This is a genomic window from Bacillus sp. TH13, from assembly GCF_016651175.1.
Lineage (GTDB): Bacteria > Bacillota > Bacilli > Bacillales > Bacillaceae_G > Bacillus_A > Bacillus_A thuringiensis_S.
This window is the reverse complement of sequence record NZ_JAEKEJ010000025.1, coordinates 2,400,277-2,421,137: the sequence shown is the minus strand read 5'-3', so window position 1 is coordinate 2,421,137 and position 20,861 is coordinate 2,400,277. Positions and strand designations below refer to the sequence as shown.

The following is a 20,861-nucleotide window of genomic DNA, read 5'->3' as shown; positions in this document are numbered from 1 at the left end:
TATAGAGATTCTAGTATACTACTTATAGTCCTAATGAAATATATTTAATTTCTAAATATTCCTCGATGCCGAAATGGCCTCCTTCACGGCCGATACCACTTTCTTTAAAGCCACCGAATGGTGCTTGTGCAACTGATGGAAGACCGTCATTTAGACCAATAATACCGTACTCTAGCGCTTCACTAATTTGGAATGCTTGGCTAATGTCTTTCGTGAAAATATACGCAGCTAAACCGTATGGTGTATTATTTGCACGTTCGATTACTTCATCAACTTTTTTAAATTTCGCAACTGGTGCCACTGGCCCAAATGTTTCTTCGTTCATACAAAGCATCGTATCATTTGCCAACCCAATTACAGTCGGTTGAATGAAATGTCCCTCTAACTCTGCGACCTTTTGACCACCATATAAAACTTTTCCACCTTTTTGAATAGCATCTTCAATATGTTCTTGTACTTTTGAAACTGCATTCTCATCAATAAGTGGTCCGACAGTCGTTCCGTCACCGAAACCGTCTCCTACTTTCAACTGCCCTACTGCCTTTTGGAACTTCTCTACAAATACTTCGTATACTTCTTCTTGAACGAATACTCGGTTTGTACATATACACGTTTGTCCTGCGTTACGGAATTTCGAACCAATCACCGCTTCTACTGCTTTATCTAAATCTGCATCATTCATTACGATAAACGGAGCGTGACCACCTAACTCAAGTGAAACCTTTTTCATCGTTTGCGCCGCACTAGCCATTAACTCTTTTCCGATTTCCGTTGACCCTGTAAAGGACACTTTTCGCACACGACCATCTTCCATCCACGTATCAGCAATTGCTTTTGCACTACCTGTTACGATATTAATTACACCCTTTGGAATATCCGCTTCATGTGCTAATTCAGCTAATTTTAATGCAGTTAGTGGTGTTTGACTTGCAGGTTTTACAACTGCTGTACAGCCTGCTGCAAGCGCTGGAGCAACCTTTCTCGTAATCATCGCTGCTGGGAAGTTCCAAGGTGTAATAGCTGCCGTAACGCCAACTGGTTGCTTCATAACTAAAATGCGCTTATTCGGATGAGAAGCAGGAATCATTTCACCATATACACGTTTCCCCTCTTCTGCATACCATTCAACAAAGCTATTTGCATAATTTACTTCACCAAGCGCTTCTGCAAACGGCTTTCCTTGTTCCTTCGTCATAATCGCTGCGATTTCTTCCTTATTTTCATCAATAAGTGTGAACCACTTTTTTAATTTCGCTGCACGATCCGCTGCTGTTAACTTAGACCACGTTTTAAAAGCTTCATGTGCAGCATCAACAGCTTGCTTTGCCTCTGTTACTCCGCCTTTTGGTACAGTTGCAAATATTTCCTTCGTCGCAGGATTATTTACTTCAATTTGTTCTTGTAGTGTAATCCACTCACCATTTATATACATCGCCTTTTTATCTATACTTACGAAAGTCGCCTTTTTATCCAATGTTTTCTTCCTCCTCTATGAACTTCTTAATTTTCCTAGTAGCAGCAGATTGACTAATTTGCAAAAACTCAGCCACTTTATAACTTGATCCATACGTTTTATACGCTTTAAGAATAATATTTCTCTCTACCTCTTCCAGCATTTTATAAAGGCTTTGCCCCGATTGTTCAACTGCAGCCTCTTGCATAGAGAGTGGCAAATCCTCTACCGTTACAACATCATCGACAGTAATAACAATTCTCTCAATTACATTCTCTATTTCTCTATTGTTTCCTTCCCACGGATATCCAACAAACATTTGTAACGTACTCGGCGCTAGTTTCACATCACGTCCGTACTTTTTATTAAAGTGCTGCAAGTAATGATAAATAAGCGGCAAAATATCTTCTGTTCTCTCCCTAAGCGGGGGAATTGCAATTGGAATGACATTCAGACGATAGTATAAATCTTTCCGAAATGTTCCTTGTTTCACCATCTCGCTTAAATCTCTATTTGTTGCCGCCACAATTCGAACATCCACTTTTTTTAATTCTCTTCCGCCTATAGGACGAAATGTTTTTTCTTGCAATACTTGCAAAAGCTTCGCTTGAATTTCAATCGGCATTTCACCGATTTCATCTAAAAAAAGAGTTCCTTTATGCGCGGATTCTAATAGTCCCTTTTTCCCTTCACGATTCGCACCTGTAAAAGATCCACCTGAATATCCAAAAAGCTCCGATTCAATTAAATTAGTTGGCAATGCCGCACAATTAATTTCATAGAAACTTTCATTCTTACGGTGACTCACTTCATGTAAATGGCGTACTAATCGACTTTTTCCTACTCCAGTCTCGCCTAAAACGAGAACAGTACTATCCACTACAGATACTTTTTTGATTGTATCGACTATTTTTTGCATAGCTAGACTTTTAAAAATAAGTCCTTCATGCTCATATGTTTCTCTTAATTCTTTTTTATATGTTTTTAGCTGATTATCCATTTCCTCTACCTTTTGACGTAATTGATAGAGTTCAGTAAGGTCCCGAGAATAACTAATCACTCTTCTTAAATTTCCCTCATCATCAAAAACAGGCCTTGTACGAACGTGTAAATACTCTCCTGATTTTGTAGTTTGAACGAGTTCAATTGGCCTCTTTTTTTCAATCACTTCTAATGTCGCTGATGGATAAAAGATTCCATCCTTTTGTAGTTCTTTTACATGCTTACCAACTAACTCTTCTGCAGCTAGTTGATAGTGCCTTTCACATGTACTATTTACACGCACAACGATCCCTTGCTCATCTGTAACAAAAATTTCGTCAAACGCATATTCAAATACATCTTTTAAATCCATTAACACTCGTTCCTTTTCTGCAACCATCCTAGCCACCCCTAACTTCAAATCCATCGATCCACTTCACTACCTTTATTATAAAGTGAATTTTCTGCATTTAATATAGAGTCAGCTAGAATGTTTGCTATTTATACTTCAGTTTTTAAACGCGAGCGATGTTTGTTTGCTTATAACAAGCTTGCAACGATTCTTCAATTATTGTTAATCCTTCTTCAAGTTGCTCATCTGTAATAATTAAAGGCATTAACACACGGATAACATTTCCATACGTTCCTGCTGATAATAAAAGTAACCCACGCTTATTTGCTTCTGCACATAGATTAGCCGTTAACGTTTTGTCAGGTGCTTTCGTCTTACGATCTTGAACGACCTCAAATGCACACATTGCTCCTAACCCACGCACATCACCGATGCAATGATATTTATTTTTCATCTCTTCGAATCGATTCATTACGACTTTTCCTAATTCTATCGCTCTATCATTTAATTTCTCATTTTCTATTACATCGAGAACAGCTAAGGCAGCCGCACATCCTAATGGACTTCCTGCATACGTTCCACCGAGTTCACCTGGTGCAGACTCATTCATAATTTCTTTACGTCCAATGACACCACTTATCGGTACACCAGCCCCTAATGATTTAGACACTGTAATTAAATCTGGAACGACATCATAATGATCAATTGCAAAATATTTTCCTGTACGACTAAAGCCTGTTTGTATTTCATCCGCTACAAATAAGATGCCATTCTCTGAACAAATGCGGCGTACTTCTTGAACAAATTTCTTACTTGGGACGATAAATCCACCTTCCCCTTGAACAGGTTCCATTACAACAGCTGCAATTGTTTCTGGCGCTACTTCCGATATGAAGAAGTTCTTAAACTCTTCAATAATAAAATCATCATACTGCTCTTCCGTTAATCCCTCTGGGCGACGGTATTCGTATGGAAATGGCGCTTTATATACTTCTGGAGCAAAGGGACCAAACCCAAATTTATATGGCTTCACTTTACTTGTCATCGTCATTGTCATTAATGTACGCCCGTGGAAACCTTTAGAAAATGCGATAATACCGGGTCTCTTCGTATATTTACGAGCGATTTTCACCGCGTTCTCAACTGCTTCTGCACCACTATTTAAAAAGAGGACTTGCTTATCGAAACTTCCTGGTGCCAATGCCGCAAGTTTTTCCGCTAATTCAATATATGGCTCATACATCATGACGTTAAATCCAGTATGAATGTATTGATCGACTTGTTTATGGAGCGCTTCTTTAACCGTTGGATGACAATGCCCTACGTTAATTGTCCCGATTGCTCCTGCAAAATCAATGTACTGATTGCCATCAACATCTGTTACAAGAGCACCATTTGCAGATTGTACAAACGTTGGGATGCCGTTACTTACTCCTTTTGGTACTATATTTTGACGGCGTTCTAATAAAGATGCCGCTTTCGGTCCTGGAATTTGTTCATTTACTTTAGCAAATTTTTTTGTGTTCATTGCGTACCCCATCCTTTTCTTTACATTGTTTTCTCTTTTTATTGCAAAATGTATGCCAACTTTCTTTTCTAGCATTTATCCTATATTCTTTGTATCCAGGCATAAAAAATAAGTCTATAAAGACTCATTAAGAGTCTTTATAGACTTATTTTCCTTACACATTAGACTTTTCTTTCTCCCAGAAAAACTCACCCGATTGAGAAATAAACTCTTCAACAGAATCTAACACTAAATCAGCAAGTGGTTCTAATGTTGGACGGTCTCCCGTACCAGATAGCACCCCAATTGCATAGCAATCGCCATTTTTAGCTAAATGTAAATCAGTTGGCGTATCTCCAACAACCGCAACCTCACATGATTCTAAATTAAATTTCTCACAAAACACTTCTATAATCTTTTTATCTGGTTTTTGCACAGGGAATGTATCCGAGGCTATAATATAATCAAAAAAGTTCTCCAACTTATATTGTTTTAAAAATAATTCTGTTGGTGCAAAATCATCCGCCGTGACAACCCCTAATATAAATCCTTTATCTTTTAATGCCTGTAACACTTTCGGTAAATTCGCTGTCATTTTCATATGCGAACGATGCTCATACATAAGGGAAAATAACTTCTCACTTACCCAATGATGCATCTCTTCTTCTCTAGCAGACTCAATATAATTACAAAGCCCCTTCGCTACATCAAGGCTTGTTCCAGCAGCTATTGCACTCCTCGGATTAACAAATGCTCCCTCTACACCAATCTCTTCTAATAAGGTCTGCCGTATTGTATTTGGTAAATGATATAAACTTATACATTCAGCTACAAGTTCTTCAGCTACTTTTATCCATATTGAATGAAAATCCATTAATGTCCCATCTTTATCAAATAATATCGCCTTTATCTTCTCCATAGCATCCTACCTCTCATTTCTTATCTCTTCCAGTGTATCAATAAAGTATGGATGTAAAATAAAAGAATTGTAAAAATACCATAAAAATCAAACTAACTCCCAATTTACAATTCATTTTAACAAAGTAAAAAAGGATGCCTTTACAAGGCATCCTCTTGATGTTCAGGAACAAATAGTTCTAAACAATGATATATATTTTCGAATTCCATCGGTGCATCTCCACCATACTCACCATCTAAATTAATCATTAGTTTATCTGGTGAATGTACTTTAATTCGGTTCGCTTGTGTGTATAACACTTTTGGATTGTTAATATGTTCACCACGTTGTGCTTGTGTTGCTGCTTTAATTAAATCAGCGATAGAACCTTTTTTCAGTACTAATAGGTCAAATAACCCATCGTTAATAGATGCATACGGTGCTACCTTTTCAAATCCACCTACTGAACGAGTATTCGTAATTAAAAACATTGTAATTTCTTCTTGTAGTAACTTTCCATCATACTCAATTTCAACATATGTCGGATGCAATGATGGTAACATCTCGATACCTTTTAGGTAATAAGCAAGTTGTCCTAATACTGTCTTTAACTTACTCGGTACTTCGTATGTTAATTCTGTAATACGACCGCCACCAGCGATGTTAATAAAATATGTATCGTTCGCTCTACCGAGGTCTAATGGCACTGTTTTTCCTTCGCAAATAATATCTGCTGCCTCTTCAATAGAACGAGGTACACCAATCGCACGTGCAAAGTCATTTGTCGTTCCAACTGGAATAATTCCAAATTTCGGGCGGAATTCATGTCCAACTAAACCGTTTACTACTTCATTTAATGTACCGTCGCCACCAGCGGCAATAACAACATCAAACTTACGATCCGCAGCTTGCCTCGCCGCCACAGTAGCGTCTCCAGGACCCGTTGTCGCATGACAAGATGTCTCATAGCCAGCTTGTTCTAATTTTTGTAATACTTCTGGTAAGCTCTTCTTAAATAGCTCACGCCCAGAAGTAGGATTATAAATAATTCTTGCTCGCTTCATCATTTATTAGCACAGGAAATTTCTTTATGCATCGAAAAAGAACATACCGAACTTCTATTCAGTATTCCCATGCCTACCTCCTCTCATCTTGCTATCCTTCTTTTATCCCGCTCAAACAGGCAGTAAGAACCCGATTCGTGTAGTCCATCAAAAGTAAATATTCATTTCAATGGTTTTGTTTTATTTGACCAAAAAATTTATCCCGCTATTTGCGGGCAGTAAATGCCCGATTGGTGTGGGCTAATAATCAGTTGGGGATGAACCTCCCACTGATTAAAGTTTCACTTTATTTCTATCCATTCTTCCATAAAAATTTACATATAACGAATAATAACTATCTATTATTTCATGAGATGAAAAAAAACCTCTATGTTTAGATTTATCATTATTCCCACCTTTTTGCAACTATCATACCATAGTTGCTATACAAACATTTTTCCACTTTTGACAGTTAATCAAACGTTTGTTTAAACGATTTTGTCTCATTTAAACAAACGTTTGATTAACCTAGAAAAACACCCATGTACGGGTGTTTTTCTGCTTAATCTTTAAAAGTCACTACTATTATCGCTTATTAATCTCTTCAAGTAAGATTTTGTTAACAAGCGGTGGATTTGCTTGTCCTTTTGTAGCTTTCATAATTTGACCAACTAAGAACCCAATTGCACGGTCTTTACCGTTTTTAAAGTCTTCGATAGATTGCTCATTATTATCAAGAATTTCTGTTACAACTTTACGAAGTGTACCCTCGTCAGAAATTTGAACAAGACCTTTCGCTTTAACGATTTCTTCTGGGTCTCCACCTTTTTCGATTAATTCATTAAATACTTTCTTCGCGATTTTAGAAGAAATTGTACCTTTTTCAATTAATTGAACCATTTTAGATAAACCAGCAGGCGTTAATGCAACGTCTTTTAATTCTTTTTGTTGTTTGTTTAAGTATGCAAGTACTTCACCCATTAACCAGTTCGATGTTAATTTCGCATCAGCACCGTCTGCAACAGTTGCTTCAAAGAAATCAGACATTTCTTTCGTTAATGTTAATACGTGTGCATCATAAGCTGGTAAGCCAATTTCTGCAACGTAGCGAGCTTTACGCGCATCTGGAAGTTCTGGAATAGAAGCTCGAACTGCTTCTTTCCACTCATCGTCGATGTAAAGTTCAACTAAGTCTGGCTCAGGGAAGTAACGGTAATCGTCAGATCCTTCTTTCACACGCATTAAGATTGTTTTCTTCGTTGCTTCATCATAACGACGTGTTTCTTGTTGGATGATACCACCAGATAACAGTTCTTTTTCTTGGCGCACTTGCTCGTGCTCAAGACCTTTTTGTACGTAAGTGAATGAGTTTAAGTTTTTCAGTTCCGCTTTTGTACCAAACTTCTCTTGTCCAACTGGACGAAGAGAAATGTTCGCATCACAACGCAGAGAACCTTCTTCCATCTTACAATCAGATACACCAGTATATTGAATGATTGATTTTAACTTCTCTAAGTATGCATATGCTTCTTCTGGCGTACGCATATCTGGCTCAGATACGATCTCGATTAAAGGCATACCTTGACGGTTGTAGTCTACTAATGAACCATCAGCTGTATGCGTTGATTTACCAGCATCTTCTTCTAAATGAAGACGTGTAATACCGATACGTTTCTTTTTACCGTCTACTTCGATTTCAATCCAACCATTTTCACCAATTGGCTTATCAAATTGAGAAATTTGGTAAGCTTTCGGATTATCTGGATAAAAATAGTTTTTACGGTCGAACTTCGTTTCCGTTGCGATCTCACAGTTTAATGCCATTGCAGCTTTCATTGCAAAGTTAACTGCTTCTTTATTTAAAGTAGGAAGTACCCCTGGGTATCCTAAGTCAATTACACTTGTTTGTGTATTTGGCTCCGCTCCGAATTCTGTTGGACTCGCAGAGAAAATTTTCGAATTTGTTTTTAACTCAACGTGAACCTCTAAACCAATAATTGTTTCTAAATTCATCTATGCTCGCCTCCTTACAGACTTGCTTTTTTTGTATGATAGTCTGTTGCTTGCTCAAACGCATGTGCAACGCGGTAAATTGTCGCTTCATCGAAGTGTTTACCAATGATTTGTAGACCAAGTGGCATGTTGTTAGCACCGAATCCACATGGAACTGAAATCGCTGGAACACCCGCTAAGTTTACTGGGATTGTTAAAATGTCATTTGCATACATTGTCATTGGATCGTCAATTTTTTCTCCAACTTTAAATGCCGGAGTTGGTGTTGTTGGTCCAATAATAACATCATAGTTAGCAAATACATTTTCAAAGTCGTTTTTAATTAATGTACGTACTTGTTGTGCTTTTTTGTAATATGCATCATAGTAACCAGAGCTAAGGGCAAATGTACCAAGCATAATACGACGTTTAACTTCATCACCGAAACCTTCACTACGTGTGTTTTTGTAAAGATCTAATAAGTTATTTACATTATCAGAACGAACACCGTAACGCACGCCATCAAAGCGTGAAAGGTTAGCAGATGCTTCAGAAGAAGATAATAAGTAATACGTTGCTAGAGCGTATTTAGAGTGCGGAAGAGATACTTCCTCCCAAGTTGCGCCCATACCTTCTAATACTTTTAAAGCAGCTAGTACTGACTCACGAGCTTCTTCGCCAACACCTTCGCCTAAGTATTCTTTCGGTACAGCAATGCGTAAACCTTTAACATCGCCTGTTAAACCAGCTAAATAGTTTCCAACTTCAACATTTGCAGAAGTTGCATCCATGCGGTCAATACCTGAAATAGCTTGTAATAAGTATGCATTGTCTTCTACTGTACGTGTAATCGGTCCGATTTGGTCAAGTGAAGATGCGAATGCTACTAATCCGTAACGAGATACGCGTCCGTAAGTTGGTTTTAAACCTACAACACCGCAATATGCAGCCGGCTGACGGATAGAACCACCCGTATCAGAACCTAGAGAGAATAGTACTTCTCCTGCTGCTACAGCTGCTGCAGAACCACCACTAGATCCGCCCGGAACGTAATCTAAGTTCCATGGGTTTTTCGTAGCGTAGAATCCTGAGTTTTCATTTGAAGAACCCATTGCAAACTCGTCCATGTTTAATTTACCGATTGTAATCGTGTCAGCAGCTTTTAGCTTTTGCACAACTGTCGCATCATAAATTGGATCGAAGTTTGCTAACATTTTACTCGCACAAGTTGTACGAAGGCCGTTAGTTACAATGTTATCTTTTACACCAATTGGCATACCGAATAATAAACCATTATCTTCAGCGCCGATTTTTGCATCTAATTCTTTCGCTTTTGCGCGTGCATTTTCTTCATCTAATGTAAGAAAAGCTTTTACGTTATCTTCAACATCCGCAATACGTTTGTAAGATTCTTCTACTAAATCCGTAACGGAAATTTCTTTGTTGTTTAATTTCTTATGTAACTCTGATACTGAATGATCAAATAATGACATCGAAATTCCCCTCCTCTATTCTAATACTGCTGGAACACGGATTTGATTATCTTTGTGATCCGGTGCATTTTTTAATACTTCTTCGACTGGTAAACCTTTTTCTGGTACATCTTCACGCATAACATTTTTCATAGTTAATACATGAGTTGTTGGTTTTACATCTGTTGTATCTAATTCATTTAACTGTTCTGCAAATGTAACAATTGCATCTAGTTGTTTTTGAAATTTTTCAGCTTCTTGATCAGTAATTGCAAGACGTGCTAAATGTGCTACGTGCTTTACATTCTCAACGGAAATTCTTGACACGGCTAGGCCACCTCCATAATATATCGTTCAATCTACAATACTATTGATGATACCAAATTTTCAGTACTTCAAGCAAGTCAACACACGGCACTTACGCCATTTTCACATAAAAAAAGAAAGGCAAATGCCTTTCTTTACAATTTACTCTTTATCTAACGGTTTATTTTTCGGAAATCTCTCGTTATCTTCTTCATTATCACGAATTGTTTTTTGTAACACAAAACAAGACATCGTTAAAAATAGTGTTCCAATTAAATAGTATCCTTTTACACTAAGCGTTTCATCTAACGTATAAATCCCAATTAGCATACCTGAAAGCGCACAAACAAATGAAGTCCATGCTAAAAATGTGAACGCTTGCGTATTACGTCTTCTCATCGTTCTCCCCCTCGTTAGCTGTATACCCATTATAGATAAGTATATTTACCATGATGGATTTTTATGTAAATTCTAGTTTTATATTTATAAATCTATCATAAAAGAATACTATTTTAAAGATAGTTTTCTTTTTAATCTGAAAAATCAATTAAAAACATTGACAATTATTTCTATTCTACATAAAATAAAAATAAATATTACGAACCTCGAAATATACGGGAGTGGAATTAATTGTTGCAATATGAACATTTTTTAGACTTACTGCTAGATAACGCCAAGAAACTTTTCTATCCTGAAGAATGGGTAAGCCTAGATTTAACACTTTCTAAAACAGAAGTATTTTGTTTACTTTGGATGGAACGAAATACAGATATTACAATGACGAAAATTGCTGATCTTCTTGATATACCGATGAGTACAACGACGGGCGTTGTAAATCGCCTTGTAAAAAAGGGATATATTGAACGCTACCGTGATCAAAACGACCGACGTATTGTATTAATTCAGTTAACAGAAAACGGCGTAATGCTCGTTCAAGAAGTAAAACAAAATGCGGCCCATTACTTTAGCTTAGTAACAGAAGCATTATCAGAAGAAGAAAAAGCATTCTTACTACAAATCTTCCAAAAGATCATGAATCACATTGCTACGTCACAGCAAAAAACAGAAGAAAAAGTTTCTACACCTAAAATGAAAAACATTCCGATTGAATAAAACCCTATCTGGGTTTTTATTCAACTATTTACTTCGACACTCGTAATATTCGACATTCGAAACAAAGGGGATATTAATGATGAGAATTATCTTGTATACAGGTAAAGGCGGCGTAGGAAAAACTAGCATTTCAGCAGCAACAGCAATTCAAAGTGCGCGACAAGGATTAAAAACATTAGTAATGAGCACAGATCCTGCTCATAGTTTAGGAGATTCATTTGGTATAAAGCTATCTTCTGAGCCATTAGAAGTTCGTAAAAATTTGTGGGCACAAGAAATTAATACGATTTATGAGATGGAAAAAGGATGGGGAAAATTACAGAAATATATTACACTGCTCTTTACTTCCAAAGCAGCCGATGATATTACAACAGAAGAATTAACGATGTTTCCTGGTATGGAAGATTTAATTAGCCTACTTCGCGTACTCGATTATTATAAACAAAACACATATGATGTTATCATTATTGATTGTGCCCCAACAGGAGAAACATTAGCAATGCTAAGTTTTCCAGACATGCTCGGCTGGTGGATGGAAAAATTGTTTCCTATTAAAAGAAAAGTTTTAAAAGTCGTTCGCCCTGTAGCTCAACCACTCCTTGGTGTCCCTCTTCCAACCGACGATATTATGGACGAATTAACAAGTACACTTGAACAGCTCGGAAAAATGAGAGATATTTTATCAAATCGAGAAGTAACAAGTATCCGCATCGTTGTAAATCCTGAAAAAATGGTCATTAAAGAAGCTCAGCGCAGCTTTACTTATTTGAATTTATACGATTATAACGTAGATGCCATTATGATTAATCGCGTCATCCCTAACACCGTCACCGATCCTTATTTTCAAGCATGGAAAGATACGCAAAAGAAATATAAAACATTAATTCAAAATAGTTTTGATCCACTTCCTATTTACGAAGCTCCAATGTTTGAACAAGAAGTTGTTGGTTTACCTATGTTAGAGCGTGTAGGAGATGCTTTATTTAAAACTGATCATTGTCCTACTGAAGTGAAATTTAACGGCCGCACACAATATGTAAAAAAAGATGGCGATGATTATATTTTCATTCTTTCTATTCCCTTCTCAAATAAAAGTGAACTTTCATTAAATCAAAAAGGTGATGAACTTATTATTCGAGCCGGTTCTGTTAAACGGAACATCACGTTACCAAAAACATTAACACACCTTTCTATTCAAGGAGCAAAATTTGAAGAAGATGTACTAAATATTCGCTTTGGAGGTGTAGTACATGCATGAGGAATTACTACGAAGGGTAATTCGTACAAAAGTAAAAGTCGGGATGCATATATTAGAAGAGCTACCTAATCCAATCCAGCAATCAGCTAAGCAAATATTAAATATTTTACAAGAGGAACTAGCTGCTTATCCGAAAGAACGAGAGCATCATGATGTTAATTTAAAAAATATCATAATTGAATAACTATCTCTGTATAGAGGGCCTTTTTTAGGCTTTCTATACTTTATTGGAGTGATGTAAGTTGATGAAAAAGCATTCCACTACTATACTCTGGATCATTCCCTTATTATTTTTCATTCATAACCTTGAAGAAGCTTTCCAAATGCCACAATATCTTGCTAATCAATTTTCAATCCGTATTATAACTAGCCAACAATTCTTCATTGCCATTTCCGTATTAACAATCTTTGTATTACTTATCGTCTTTCTATATCAACTTAACTTCTTGTCTTCTATATGCTGGATTATTTTTATACAAGGGGCCATCTTCTTTAACTCTGTTCAACATATTATTTTGTTTTTCATTTATCGCTCCTATAACCCCGGCGTAATATCAGCAGTTTTCATTACTCTCTTTTCTATTTTCTTTTTTTTATCAAAAAAACACTTAATTCATCAAAAGCAATTCGTAATTACACTCCTTTTCAGCTTATTTTCTTATCCCATTATAATTTGGATTACCTTACTGTTCGCTATCTACTTTCATTCATAAAAAAAGACCAGGAAAACTCCTGGTCCATTACTCTACTTAACAAACATTGGATTCTACGTTATACAAAATTGGAAGGTACAGAATTAGGGTTTGTTTGTTAAGTTTATATGTTGAACGAACTAACAGCGGAGGGGTTCCTTCTGTTAGTCCATTAAACCCAATAATTATTTTACGATTTTTTCAAGCTCCTCAAGTGAAAGATCTACTGAAATGGAGCCATCATTTGTTTCTTTCTTAATTGCATCTGTTACTTCTTTTGAATGATATAGTTCAATTACTTTTTTCAGTGTTGGATCATCTTTATCTTTTGTACGAGCTGCGAAAATATTAATATATGGCTTCGCATTTTCATTCTTTGGATCTTCTAAGAAAATAGGATCCTTCGCTGGATCTAATCCAGCTTGACCAGCAACACCGTTATTAATAACTGAAGCTGCTACATCTTTTAATACACGAGGTGTTTGCTGTGCGATAACCGGCGTGATTTTTAATTTCTTCGGATTTTCAGCAATGCCGCTTGGATCTCCAAATAAGCCAAAATCTTTTTTAAGCTTTAATAATCCAGCTGCATCAAGAAGTTTTAATGCACGTGCTTGGTTCGTTGGATCGTTTGGAATTGCAATTTCTGAACCATCTGGGATTTCATTTGCTTTCTTATATTTTTCAGAGTATAAACCCATTGGTGCAATTTGCGTTGTACCAACAGCTGTAATATCTAACTTATGCTCTTTTTTAAATTGCTCTAAGAAAGCAATATGCTGGAATGAGTTTAATTCAATATCTCCATCAGCTAACGCTTTATTTGGCGTTGTGTAATCAGAGAACTCAATCAGTTTAACTTTAATCCCTTCTTTTTCAGCTTTTTTCTTCAAAATTTCCCAAGCGTCTCCATCCGTTCCAGTTACACCGACGCGAACTACTTTTTCTTTCGCTCCTGCACCCGTGTCTCCACTTGAGCAGCCGCTTAATGCTGAGATTCCTACAATCGCTGATAATGCAAATGCTAAAATTTTCTTCATTTTCTTTTCCTCTCTTCCTTTTTATGATCTGCGTAACAAGACTTTCGCAAAGTAGTTTCCTAAATTTTGAGCTATCTGTACGAGAATAATAAGTAAAACAACCGTTACGAACATAACCGATGTATCAAAACGTTGATAACCATATGTCATTGCCAAGTCACCAAGACCGCCACCACCGACAAGCCCAGCAACTGCAGAAAATTCAATTAAACCAACTGTCATAAACGTGACACCTAAGATTAATGGTGCTAACGCTTCTGGTACAAGGATTTCAAAAACGATTCTAATTGGCGAGGCGCCCATTGCTTGTGCTGCTTCAATTACTCCTTTCGGAACGGAAACAAGATTTGTTTCAACCATTCTAGCAATACCAATTGATGCGACTAACGTCATCGGGAAAATTGCCGCTGCTGTTCCAATCGTCGTTCCAATAACGCTTCTTGTTAGTGGGCTTAAAGCTACTAAAAAGATAATGAATGGTACCGGACGAATTGTATTAATTATGATGTTAAGAATAGAAAAGACCCATTTATTTTCTAAAAAGTTTCCTTTTCTCGTTACATATAAAAGTAAACCTAGAGGTATACCCAGAATTGTAGCGAATATAAGTGTTACAATTACCATTAAGAGGGTATCTCCCGTCGCATCTAGTATGCGCGGCCAAAATATACTCCAATCAACTCGCATGAGCTTCTACCTCCTTCAGCTGCACTTGCAGTCTTAGATGTTGTAATGCTTTTTGAATTTCCCTCTGCTCACCTTGCAATTCTATAAGAAGATTTCCAAATAGCACATTTTGAAGTTCAATAATATTTCCGTACAGTACATTTACATCAACGTTATAGTTTTTTGCGATATATGATAGTACCGGCTGTCCTGTCTCCTCACCAGTAAATGTTAGACGATAAATTTGACCACCATTTTGAATTTTCGCTAGAACACTTTCTGGTAAATGATCATTAATAACAGAACGTACAAAGTTTTGAGTCGTCTTTGTTTTTGGTTGCGTGAAAACATCAAACAGTTTTCCTTCTTCAATAACTTTTCCCTTCTCCATTACAGCTACACGGTGACAAATTTCTTTCACAACATGCATTTCATGTGTAATAAGAAGAATTGTTAAATTGTATTCTCGATTTACCTTCTTTAATAAGTTTAGAATTTCTGTCGTTGTTTCTGGATCTAAGGCTGATGTTGCCTCGTCACATATAAGAATATCTGGCGATGTCGCAAGTGCTCTAGCAATACCAACACGCTGCTTTTGTCCACCTGATAGCTGTTCTGGATAATAGTTTGCTTTATCTTCTAGCCCTACAAACCTTAGCAGTTCATTTACTCTTTCTTTTATCTCATTCTTTGGTACTTTCGCTAACTTTAATGGATAAGCAATATTTCCAAATACTGTTCTTGAATTAAATAAATTAAAACTTTGAAAAATCATTCCAATTCTTTGTCTTAGTTTACGTAATTCTTTCGTCGATAATGATGTAATATCTTTATCATCTATTGAAATCGTTCCTGCCGTCGGTCTCTCTAACATATTTACTAGGCGTAATAACGTACTCTTTCCAGCGCCACTAAAACCAATAATGCCAAAAATTTCGCCTTTCTCAACTGATAATGTTACATCCTCCACCGCATGAACAGATTGCCCAGCTGATTCATACACTTTACTTACATTGTTAAAAGAAATCATTTTTCCCCCTCCTATATGCTGTAAAAACTTGAAGTAGAGCTTTCGAGGTAAAATAAAAAGTGCTCTCCTTCTTATCAACCATAAAGATTAAGAAGGAGAGCACTTATATGTACTCGTTCACATCTTCTCATCTTCCAAGCCTTTATATGGCTTGCTGGAGTTAGCACGGTATTAAAAAACCCGTTGCTGAGGTATCGTAGGGCCAGTCCCTCCACCTCTCTGGATAAGAATGTATCGATTTAATTGTCGTTTAATTAATTCTCATTATAGAACTCAGAATAATAAGAGTCAATACATTTTTTAGAAAAATATTAATTATTCCTTTATCGAAATTTTCAGATGAACATTCATAAGAAAATAGTAACTTTCAAGGTTATTTAAAATTCTTCTTCCTCATATTTTTAAACAGGAGAATCCTCTCTACGAATTGAATAAATTTATTTGAATATGAAACTCGGAGGAAGATAAATATATGAAAACAGCTCTTTTACTCGTCGATATTCAAAACGATTATTTTCCAAATGGAAAGATGGAATTGCGTAATCCAGTAGAAGCAAGCGAATATGCTAATCAGTTATTACAACACTTTAGAACAAACAGCGAACCTATTTTTCATATCCAACACGTAGCTATAAAAGATGACACTACTTTTTTCCTACCTAATACAGAAGGTGTACATATTCACGAAAGCGTACGTCCACTTAGAGAAGAAACAGTTATACTCAAACATTATCCAAATAGCTTCCGAGAAACTAATCTTCTAGAGCAATTAAAACGTTTAAATATTGAACATGTCGTTGTATGCGGGATGATGACTCATATGTGTATTGATGCAACAGTAAGGGCTGCATTCGATTTTGGCTTTCAATGTACCGTTATACATGATGCTTGTGCTACAAAAGACCTTTCTTTTAAGAACGCTACTATACCAGCTGTTTATATTCACAATACAATTTTAGCTAGTTTAAATGGCGTATATGCAAATGTAATAAGCACGCAAGAATTTTTAGCTACATAAAAAAACACTCCTTTCAGTGAGCAAAACTGAAAGGAGTGTTCCTTGTCGAACCATAGATTTTCTTTCAAATTGTATTATACAGGAAATTCTCAAAATGAATACTAAAAAATATGACTAATAAGTCAACTTTTCTCATCATTTTATTTCTGTTCACATGTTTATCCCGCTATTAATAGGTTTTAGCTCATTCCCTTCGAACGATGGTAATATACGGGATTTCAATTTTAAAAGGAGCTCTTCACATTCTGTGAAGAGCTCCTTTACTATTTCTTATAAAGTTTCAGAAGTAGTTTTTGCTTGCATGTGAAGTGCTAAGTAGTCAGGGCCACCAGCTTTAGAGTCTGTACCAGACATGTTAAAGCCACCGAATGGTTGGTAACCTACGATTGCACCAGTACATCCACGGTTGAAGTATAAGTTACCCACATGGAATTCTTCACGTGCTTTTTCAATATGGTCACGGTTATTAGTAACAACAGCACCTGTTAAACCGTATTCTGTATTGTTTGCAATTGCAAGTGCATGATCAAAGTCTTTCGCTTTACAGAATGCTACTACTGGTCCGAAGATTTCTTCTTTCATTAAGCGAGCATCTTCTGCAACGTCAGCAACGATTGTTGGTTGGATGAACCAGCCTTTAGAATCGTCTCCTTCGCCACCTGCTAAGATTCTACCTTCTTCTTTACCAATTGCAACATAGCTCATTACTTTATCGAATGCAGCTTGGTCATTAACAGGGCCCATGTTTGTACCTAATACAGCTGGGTTAGCAACTGTTAATTCTTTCGTTAATTCAACAGCACGATTTAATACGTGATCGTATACGTCTTCATGGATTACTGCACGAGAACATGCAGAACATTTTTGTCCTGAGAACCCGAATGCTGATGCAACGATAGACTTAGCTGCTAATTCAAGATCTGCTTCTTTATCAACAACGATTGTATCTTTACCGCCCATTTCAGCAATAACGCGTTTTAACCAAATTTGGCCTGGGTTTACTTTCGCTGCACGCTCATAGATACGGATACCTACATCACGAGATCCAGTGAAGCTTACGAAACGTGTACGAGGGTGATCTACTAAGTAGTCACCAACTTCAGAACCATTACCTGGAACGAAGTTTACTACACCAGCTGGTAAGCCAGCTTCTTCTAATACTTCCATAAATTTCGCTGCTACTACAGGAGTTGTACTAGCTGGTTTTAGTAATACTGTGTTACCAGAAACTAAAGCAGCTGTTGTCATACCTGCCATAATTGCGAATGGGAAGTTCCAAGGAGAAATGATAACACCTACTCCTAATGGAATGTAAGAGAAACGATTATATTCAATTGGACGGCTTTCTACTGGAATACCGTCTTTTAATTTTAACATTTGACGACCATAATATTCCATAAAGTCGATTGCTTCTGCTGTATCAGCATCTGCCTCATTCCATGGCTTACCTGCTTCTTTTACAAGAATAGCAGAGAATTCATGTTTTCTGCGACGAACGATTGCTGCAGCACGGAATAAAATGTCTGCACGCATTTCTGGCTTTGATTTTCTCCAAGTTTGGAATGTTTCATCCGCTACTTGCATTGCTTTTTCAGCTAACTCACGGCTTGCTTTTGAAACACGACCAACAAGTTCCTCTTTATTTGCAGGGTTTACAGAAACAATTTTGTCTTCTGTAGTGATTTTTTCTCCCCCAATAATTAATGGATAGTCTTGTCCAAGATAAGATTCTACTTTCTTTAAACCTTCTTCAAACGCTAATTTGTTAGCCTCCACTGAAAAATCTGTAAATGGCTCATGTTTGTATGCTACTACCATTTTTTTTAGCCTCCCCTTAGAAAAACGTTTACATTTTACAACATTATTCTACACGATAATTTAGATTTATTCAAATATTCCTAGACTTATATTTTAAAAATTAATAAATTTTTAAAATATAATAAAAAAAGAGATTCATACATGCGTATGAATCTACAAAATATGAGTATATTCCAAAACATTTTTCCCAATCAATAATATAGTAACTAATAAAAATAAAGTCCTTACATATCCAACGCCTTTTTGAATCGCAAACTTCGATCCAAAATAAGCACCTAAGATCATTGATAATCCCATGATAATACCGTATTCAAAATGAATTATGTCTAAAAATAAAAAAGTAATTAAAGATACAATATTACTAACAAAGTTCAAAAGTTTTCCAGATGCTGCCGCTTGAATAAAATCCAAACCAATTAATAAAAATGCAAAAATTAAAAATGACCCTGTCCCCGGTCCAAAAAACCCATCATAAAATCCTATCATTAAAATAACAAAGAAAAATATTAATGTTTTTCTTTGCGTCATCTTCTTATAGGTAGACACACTTCCCCAATTCTTTTTTGCAATAATATAAATAGCAATAAATACCAACATTACAAGTACTAATGGGCGTAAAATATCCGATGGAATAAATTTTACTACTAAAGCACCTGCAACAGCTCCAACAATAGTTAACGGGATTAACTTTCCTACAATTTTAAAATCAACTTTTCCTGATCGAATGAAATACATCGCACTCGTAAACGTCCCCATCGTTGCTGCTAATTTATTCGTTGCAATTGCCGAAGCTGGCGATAAGCCAACAAACATAAGTGCAGGAAGCGAAATTAACCCTCCTCCTCCAACAACGGAATCAATAAAAGCTGCTAAAAAACCGAATGCAATTAATAAAATAATGACTTGAAAACTTAATTCTTCCATGAGCTTTACCCCTTACCCCTATTTTTTACAACATTTTAAATTATAACAAAATTACATAAGAAAAAAAGCTGTTCCATAGAGGAACAGCCTTCATATTTAATCTAAAATCTTCACAAGTGGTTCATCTTGTTTTGCTTCACGTATAATAATAGCTTCTGGGCGTTCTACAGATTTAATCGTTACTTGTACTTTCATATAATTCGGGAAGTATTCCATAACAAGCCCTGCCACATATTGTGTAAAACCAACTATTTCAGCTTTTCCATTAAATTGGACAGGAATATCAAGCTTCATTTCTCTTAATTCATCATCTCTATACATACCAGTACCAATAACAGCTGTATAGTCGCCTTGGAAATAATCGCTTAGTTTTGCCTTAAAGTTGGATACTCTTGCAAGATCTTCACGTTTATTATCTGTTTTCGCTTGCTCAGATGGGAACAAATAATATTTTTCATTAATTTGTTTCCAATCTTCAACCGTTTCACTACCTTTTTCAACATTGGCATAAGAAACAAAGTTACCTGGCACAAGTGAAGCCTTCGGAGCCTGACGATAAATTGCAAATGTTATCGGAAGGTTTTTTGTTGCAGGATCTTTTTGATGCATAAACTTCAAGACTTCTTGCGCCATTTTTTTCCCTTCAGCTAACATTTTTTCATTCGAGATTGTAGCTTCACGCGGGTAACCATGTTCTTCATTATAATAATGCACTGAATTCATTGCTAATCCAACTACAATGCCGCTACGCTCATCTTTGTCGCCGTTTTTCACATAATAATCATGCTCTAAAATATTGGAAATATATATTGGATTTTTTTTGTTTTTTTCTTCTAGTATTTCGGATCCTTCACCTAAAGCTGGATTTAATCCTATGTTTGGAAATTTAACTGCATCTTTTTTTAACGTGTCTTCTAGTTCTTTCTGTTCAGCATTTGTACGCTTTCTTTTGACAAGCATTTGTACATATTGAGCCTCTAGAGTATCTCCGCCTTTAAAGAAATAATCTTTCGTACTAAATGATTCCTTCGCAATACGCATTAATCCTGTTTCAAATTCATCTATATCAAGACGATTATTTACTCCTTGCACGACTAAACCACGTGCCTTTCCACCATCAAATGGAATAGTCGTCTTATAATATTCATCCGACATAGCGTATTTTGGAACAACTGATTGTTCTTTTGCTTTCCCCGATTTCTCAGCCACTTTTTCATCTTTTTCGGCACCTGTACTACACCCACTTATAAGTAGGCCAAGGCTTAATACCGCTAATGCTATTTTTTTCATGGTAAGTT

The 20,861-nt window shown here is 36.3% G+C and carries 19 protein-coding genes, 1 pseudogene and 1 riboswitch; of the genes and pseudogenes, 5 read left to right on the top strand and 15 right to left on the bottom strand.

The window, feature by feature from the left end:
* Positions 1-22: 22 nt before the first annotated feature.
* The 9 genes from gabD to JFU02_RS20945 form a co-directional block, all read right to left on the bottom strand.
* Positions 23-1,474, bottom strand: a complete 1,452-nt coding sequence (gene gabD / locus JFU02_RS20985) for an NADP-dependent succinate-semialdehyde dehydrogenase (RefSeq protein ID WP_201071553.1) — start codon at positions 1,472-1,474, stop codon at positions 23-25.
* Positions 1,467-2,834: a sigma-54 interaction domain-containing protein gene (locus JFU02_RS20980; RefSeq protein WP_000225140.1), complete on the bottom strand. Its 1,368-nt coding sequence runs from the start codon at positions 2,832-2,834 to the stop codon at positions 1,467-1,469. Before JFU02_RS20980 ends, gabD begins: the two co-directional genes overlap by 8 nt.
* 115 nt (positions 2,835-2,949) lie before the next feature.
* The gene (gene gabT / locus JFU02_RS20975; protein ID WP_042973203.1) at positions 2,950-4,314 is read right to left on the bottom strand and encodes a 4-aminobutyrate--2-oxoglutarate transaminase; all 1,365 of its coding nucleotides are present in this window, start codon (positions 4,312-4,314) and stop codon (positions 2,950-2,952) included.
* 154 nt (positions 4,315-4,468) lie between these two features.
* Entirely contained in the window at positions 4,469-5,212 is a 744-nt protein-coding gene (locus JFU02_RS20970; RefSeq protein WP_061666176.1) for an HAD family hydrolase, read from the bottom strand.
* Positions 5,213-5,352: 140 nt separating this feature from the next.
* Positions 5,353-6,258 (bottom strand): diacylglycerol kinase, encoded by a 906-nt coding sequence (locus tag JFU02_RS20965; protein ID WP_000977679.1) that lies wholly within the window; start codon positions 6,256-6,258, stop codon positions 5,353-5,355.
* A gap of 561 nt (positions 6,259-6,819) precedes the next feature.
* A complete protein-coding gene (gatB, locus tag JFU02_RS20960; RefSeq protein WP_001047683.1) occupies positions 6,820-8,247 on the bottom strand; it encodes an Asp-tRNA(Asn)/Glu-tRNA(Gln) amidotransferase subunit GatB in 1,428 nt (475 codons plus the stop codon).
* A gap of 14 nt (positions 8,248-8,261) precedes the next feature.
* Positions 8,262-9,719 carry an Asp-tRNA(Asn)/Glu-tRNA(Gln) amidotransferase subunit GatA gene (gene gatA / locus JFU02_RS20955; RefSeq protein WP_000051440.1) on the bottom strand — a complete coding sequence of 486 codons (1,458 nt, stop codon included), beginning with the start codon at positions 9,717-9,719 and terminating at the stop codon, positions 8,262-8,264.
* 15 nt (positions 9,720-9,734) lie between these two features.
* The gene (gatC, locus tag JFU02_RS20950) at positions 9,735-10,025 is read right to left on the bottom strand and encodes an Asp-tRNA(Asn)/Glu-tRNA(Gln) amidotransferase subunit GatC (RefSeq protein WP_000086999.1); all 291 of its coding nucleotides are present in this window, start codon (positions 10,023-10,025) and stop codon (positions 9,735-9,737) included.
* Positions 10,026-10,166: 141 nt separating this feature from the next.
* The gene (locus JFU02_RS20945; protein WP_001254393.1) at positions 10,167-10,403 is read right to left on the bottom strand and encodes a YiaA/YiaB family inner membrane protein; all 237 of its coding nucleotides are present in this window, start codon (positions 10,401-10,403) and stop codon (positions 10,167-10,169) included.
* Between the two features lie 231 nt (positions 10,404-10,634).
* Between JFU02_RS20945 and JFU02_RS20940 the strand changes: the two genes are divergently transcribed.
* The 4 genes from JFU02_RS20940 to JFU02_RS20925 all read left to right on the top strand — a co-directional run bounded on the left by JFU02_RS20940 (position 10,635) and on the right by JFU02_RS20925 (position 13,088).
* On the top strand, positions 10,635-11,117 hold the full coding sequence (locus JFU02_RS20940; protein ID WP_000942490.1) for a MarR family winged helix-turn-helix transcriptional regulator: 483 nt from the start codon (positions 10,635-10,637) through the stop codon (positions 11,115-11,117).
* Between the two features lie 76 nt (positions 11,118-11,193).
* Positions 11,194-12,375 (top strand): ArsA family ATPase, encoded by a 1,182-nt coding sequence (locus JFU02_RS20935; RefSeq protein ID WP_098316740.1) that lies wholly within the window; start codon positions 11,194-11,196, stop codon positions 12,373-12,375.
* Positions 12,368-12,559 carry a DUF3926 domain-containing protein gene (locus JFU02_RS20930; protein ID WP_000544107.1) on the top strand — a complete coding sequence of 64 codons (192 nt, stop codon included), beginning with the start codon at positions 12,368-12,370 and terminating at the stop codon, positions 12,557-12,559. Before JFU02_RS20935 ends, JFU02_RS20930 begins: the two co-directional genes overlap by 8 nt.
* Positions 12,560-12,620: 61 nt before the next feature.
* Positions 12,621-13,088: an HXXEE domain-containing protein gene (locus tag JFU02_RS20925; protein ID WP_141528131.1), complete on the top strand. Its 468-nt coding sequence runs from the start codon at positions 12,621-12,623 to the stop codon at positions 13,086-13,088.
* A gap of 164 nt (positions 13,089-13,252) precedes the next feature.
* On the opposite strand, the gene JFU02_RS20920 is transcribed toward JFU02_RS20925, so the two are convergent.
* Genes JFU02_RS20920 through JFU02_RS20910 form a run of 3 tightly spaced genes read right to left on the bottom strand, consistent with a single transcriptional unit; the run spans position 13,253 to position 15,803 of the window.
* Positions 13,253-14,107, bottom strand: a complete 855-nt coding sequence (locus JFU02_RS20920) for a MetQ/NlpA family ABC transporter substrate-binding protein (RefSeq protein WP_000721588.1) — start codon at positions 14,105-14,107, stop codon at positions 13,253-13,255.
* Positions 14,108-14,128: 21 nt separating this feature from the next.
* Positions 14,129-14,794 (bottom strand): methionine ABC transporter permease, encoded by a 666-nt coding sequence (locus JFU02_RS20915; RefSeq protein WP_001261865.1) that lies wholly within the window; start codon positions 14,792-14,794, stop codon positions 14,129-14,131.
* Positions 14,784-15,803 carry a methionine ABC transporter ATP-binding protein gene (locus JFU02_RS20910; RefSeq protein WP_000622971.1) on the bottom strand — a complete coding sequence of 340 codons (1,020 nt, stop codon included), beginning with the start codon at positions 15,801-15,803 and terminating at the stop codon, positions 14,784-14,786. The genes JFU02_RS20915 and JFU02_RS20910 overlap by 11 nt, the downstream gene beginning before the upstream one ends.
* 124 nt (positions 15,804-15,927) lie before the next feature.
* A riboswitch (SAM riboswitch) is annotated at positions 15,928-16,033 on the bottom strand.
* 242 nt (positions 16,034-16,275) lie between these two features.
* Here JFU02_RS20910 and JFU02_RS20905 point away from each other — a divergent pair.
* Positions 16,276-16,841: pseudogene (locus tag JFU02_RS20905) on the top strand (cysteine hydrolase family protein).
* A gap of 250 nt (positions 16,842-17,091) precedes the next feature.
* On the opposite strand, the gene pruA reads toward JFU02_RS20905, so the two are convergent.
* From pruA to JFU02_RS20890, 3 genes are all read right to left on the bottom strand, one after another.
* A complete protein-coding gene (pruA, locus tag JFU02_RS20900; protein WP_000259556.1) occupies positions 17,092-18,639 on the bottom strand; it encodes an L-glutamate gamma-semialdehyde dehydrogenase in 1,548 nt (515 codons plus the stop codon).
* 153 nt (positions 18,640-18,792) lie between these two features.
* Positions 18,793-19,563: a TSUP family transporter gene (locus JFU02_RS20895; protein ID WP_000391978.1), complete on the bottom strand. Its 771-nt coding sequence runs from the start codon at positions 19,561-19,563 to the stop codon at positions 18,793-18,795.
* A gap of 96 nt (positions 19,564-19,659) precedes the next feature.
* On the bottom strand, positions 19,660-20,853 hold the full coding sequence (locus tag JFU02_RS20890; RefSeq protein ID WP_000717021.1) for a CamS family sex pheromone protein: 1,194 nt from the start codon (positions 20,851-20,853) through the stop codon (positions 19,660-19,662).
* Positions 20,854-20,861: the final 8 nt, after the last annotated feature.

Excerpts from the sequence above, each read along its gene's own strand:
- JFU02_RS20980 (WP_000225140.1), bottom strand. The coding sequence starts at position 2,834 with ATGGTTGCAGAAAAGGAACGAGTGTTAATGGATTTAAAAGATGTATTT.
- gabT (WP_042973203.1), bottom strand. The coding sequence starts at position 4,314 with ATGAACACAAAAAAATTTGCTAAAGTAAATGAACAAATTCCAGGACCG.
- JFU02_RS20970 (WP_061666176.1), bottom strand. The coding sequence starts at position 5,212 with ATGGAGAAGATAAAGGCGATATTATTTGATAAAGATGGGACATTAATG.
- JFU02_RS20965 (WP_000977679.1), bottom strand. The coding sequence starts at position 6,258 with ATGATGAAGCGAGCAAGAATTATTTATAATCCTACTTCTGGGCGTGAG.
- gatB (WP_001047683.1), bottom strand. The coding sequence starts at position 8,247 with ATGAATTTAGAAACAATTATTGGTTTAGAGGTTCACGTTGAGTTAAAA.
- gatA (WP_000051440.1), bottom strand. The coding sequence starts at position 9,719 with ATGTCATTATTTGATCATTCAGTATCAGAGTTACATAAGAAATTAAAC.
- JFU02_RS20945 (WP_001254393.1), bottom strand. The coding sequence starts at position 10,403 with ATGAGAAGACGTAATACGCAAGCGTTCACATTTTTAGCATGGACTTCA.
- JFU02_RS20935 (WP_098316740.1), top strand. The coding sequence starts at position 11,194 with ATGATGAGAATTATCTTGTATACAGGTAAAGGCGGCGTAGGAAAAACT.
- JFU02_RS20930 (WP_000544107.1), top strand. The coding sequence starts at position 12,368 with ATGCATGAGGAATTACTACGAAGGGTAATTCGTACAAAAGTAAAAGTC.
- JFU02_RS20925 (WP_141528131.1), top strand. The coding sequence starts at position 12,621 with ATGAAAAAGCATTCCACTACTATACTCTGGATCATTCCCTTATTATTT.
- JFU02_RS20920 (WP_000721588.1), bottom strand. The coding sequence starts at position 14,107 with ATGAAGAAAATTTTAGCATTTGCATTATCAGCGATTGTAGGAATCTCA.
- JFU02_RS20915 (WP_001261865.1), bottom strand. The coding sequence starts at position 14,794 with ATGCGAGTTGATTGGAGTATATTTTGGCCGCGCATACTAGATGCGACG.
- JFU02_RS20910 (WP_000622971.1), bottom strand. The coding sequence starts at position 15,803 with ATGATTTCTTTTAACAATGTAAGTAAAGTGTATGAATCAGCTGGGCAA.
- pruA (WP_000259556.1), bottom strand. The coding sequence starts at position 18,639 with ATGGTAGTAGCATACAAACATGAGCCATTTACAGATTTTTCAGTGGAG.
- JFU02_RS20895 (WP_000391978.1), bottom strand. The coding sequence starts at position 19,563 with ATGGAAGAATTAAGTTTTCAAGTCATTATTTTATTAATTGCATTCGGT.
- JFU02_RS20890 (WP_000717021.1), bottom strand. The coding sequence starts at position 20,853 with ATGAAAAAAATAGCATTAGCGGTATTAAGCCTTGGCCTACTTATAAGT.